This window comes from Knoellia aerolata DSM 18566, assembly GCF_000768695.1.
GTDB classification, from domain to species: domain Bacteria; phylum Actinomycetota; class Actinomycetes; order Actinomycetales; family Dermatophilaceae; genus Knoellia; species Knoellia aerolata.
On sequence record NZ_AVPL01000127.1, the window covers coordinates 1 to 2,169 of the forward strand.

At 66.5% G+C, this 2,169-nt stretch carries 2 protein-coding genes; one reads left to right on the plus strand and one right to left on the minus strand.

The features are described 5' to 3' along the window. Nucleotides 1-551: 551 nt before the first annotated feature. The gene (locus N801_RS18865; RefSeq protein WP_003941073.1) at nt 552-863 is read right to left on the minus strand and encodes a putative quinol monooxygenase; all 312 of its coding nucleotides are present in this window, start codon (nt 861-863) and stop codon (nt 552-554) included. Between the two features lie 107 nt (nt 864-970). Between N801_RS18865 and N801_RS18870 the strand changes: the two genes are divergently transcribed. Continuing rightward, nucleotides 971-1,912 (plus strand): GlxA family transcriptional regulator, encoded by a 942-nt coding sequence (locus N801_RS18870; RefSeq protein ID WP_035940857.1) that lies wholly within the window; start codon nt 971-973, stop codon nt 1,910-1,912. Nucleotides 1,913-2,169 lie beyond the last annotated feature (257 nt).

Sequence of the window (2,169 nt, forward strand, 5' to 3'; positions counted from 1 at the left end):
CCGACCTACACCGTCATCTGAGAAGACCCCTGAAACGTCTTCGACGACGACGGGACCGGCGAGGAGGAGGGTGCGGTGAGCTAAAGGAATGGAGCTTGCTCGGCTTCGACGCCGCCGCAAGCTCCGGTGAAACGGTCGGTACTGGTCGGTCGTCGTCGGTCACCACCGGATGGCGGCGTCCCCCACGCTCGGCGTTTGCGCAGGTCAGCGGCTCGTTCGCCCAGTGGGCGCATCAAGCGATAGACGCAAAGCCGACGTGATTAGGTCGTCGGTTCGATTCCGACAGGCGGCTCCGGCGAACAGCCCCTGACCTGCGGAAACGCAAGGCAGGGGCGGTTCGGTTCTGGTGGTCGCACGATGCGCTGGCCTCACGGCTCTGCCCGACACCGACGTCGCTCTCCTCTGCGACGGACCCCTAGCCGGCTGAGCGCTCGCGGCCGGCATCCTGTCCGTGTGCCGATAGGCCTCGCACCGCTCGGCAACGCAGCGTGGCGTTGCGTCGCGACCTGGCGACGGCTCGGCGGGGCGCGATCGTCTCGTGCGTTGGCGGACTACGGGAGCTTGGACGCGAGGACGTCGGCCGCCAGGATCTCGGGTGCTGCGCCGAGGAGGTGCTGGTTGGCCATCAGGGCTGCGACGATGGCGCCGTTGGCGTGGGCGTCGCGAGCGGCCTCGTCGGGGAATGCATCGAAGATCCAGAAGGTGTCGGCGTGGGTCCTGACCGCGAACCAGACAATCGTTCCTACTTCTTCGTTGGCGAGCGCGACAGCGCCGGCGAGCAGATCGGCGAGCGCGTCGTGCTGTCCATCGGCCGCGACGATCTTGGCGACGAAGGCATACGGAAGTGATGCGGGTGTGGACATGAGGGGTTCTCCTAGGTGTCGAGGTTCTTGGTGAAGCGAGTTCAGCGTATGACGAGCAAGGGCATGTGAGAAGTGGCGTATACGGCAGTATTGCTATTGTTCGCGCCATGCGTATCGGACTGATCGCGATCGACGGCTGCTTCGGTTCGGCTGTCGCGTCGGTCATCGACATCGTGCGGGTGGCCGACGGAGCCCGCGGCGATGTCGACCCGCAGATCGACCCGATCGAACTCGCCATCCTCGGACCGAAACGGAGAGTGACCACGACGGCATCGATGACCCTGTCGGTGGACCACCCGCTGTCGGAGTCCGCAGAGTTCGACGTGGTCGTCGTCCCTGCGCTTGGAACCCTCACGGCCGCCGCTACCAACGACGCCCTCCAGAGCCGAGATGCTCGTTCGGTCATCGCCTCGCTCGGGCGCCTCGACGACGCGACCACCCGGATCGCCGCGGCGTGCACCGGCGTGTTCGCTGTCGCCGAGACCGGACGGATGCATCATCGGCGGGCGACGACCAGCTGGTTCCTGGGGCCGGAGTTCCTGAAGCGCTATCCGACCGTCGCCCTCGATCTCGACACCATGGTCGTGGTCGACGGGAACCTCGTCACCGCCGGCGCCGCGTTCGCCCACATCGACCTCGCGCTCTCACTCGTGCGATCGATCAGCCCCGACCTGGCCCAACATGTCGCCAAGCTCCTCATCATCGACGAGCGTCCGTCGCAGGCGGCCTTCGTCGCCTACGAACATCTCCGGCACGAGGACCCGATCGTCGTCGAGTTCGAACGCTTCGTGCGCGCCCGCCTGGACGAACCGTTCAACGTCGCCTTCGTCGCGCAGTCGCTCGGCACCAGCCGGCGCACCCTCGAACGACGAGTCCGTGCGGCGCTCAACCTCACTCCGCTCGGCTTCGTCCAACGGCTTCGCATCGAACGAGCTCGGCACCTCTCAGCAACCACGGACCTTACCTCCGCCGAGATCGCGCTACGGGTCGGCTACGCGAACGCCGAGACTCTGCGCTCCCTCCTGCGTAGGGAGCGACGCCGTTCCTGACCTATCGCCATGCCTGTAGCCGGTGTCCTAGTGCTCGACTGGAACCACCTCTCAGCACGTCGCGTCGACGCTCCTGCGTCGCCCCTGGACGACCCACTCGACACGCCCGCAGCACAGGCCATGTGACGTGTCCCGGCTTCCCGGACGGTCGGGGTTGGGTGGCTGTGATGTCGCTGTGTTCTCGTCGAGGGGGTCAGCAGACTCGATCAGGGTCGATTGGGATGAGACGCGAAGGCGGTCAGGTCAGGGCGGCCGAA

Bases quoted from the DNA above. Each gene is read 5' to 3' on its own strand.
- N801_RS18865 (WP_003941073.1), bottom strand. From the start codon at position 863: ATGTCCACACCCGCATCACTTCCGTATGCCTTCGTCGCCAAGATCGTC.
- N801_RS18870 (WP_035940857.1), top strand. From the start codon at position 971: ATGCGTATCGGACTGATCGCGATCGACGGCTGCTTCGGTTCGGCTGTC.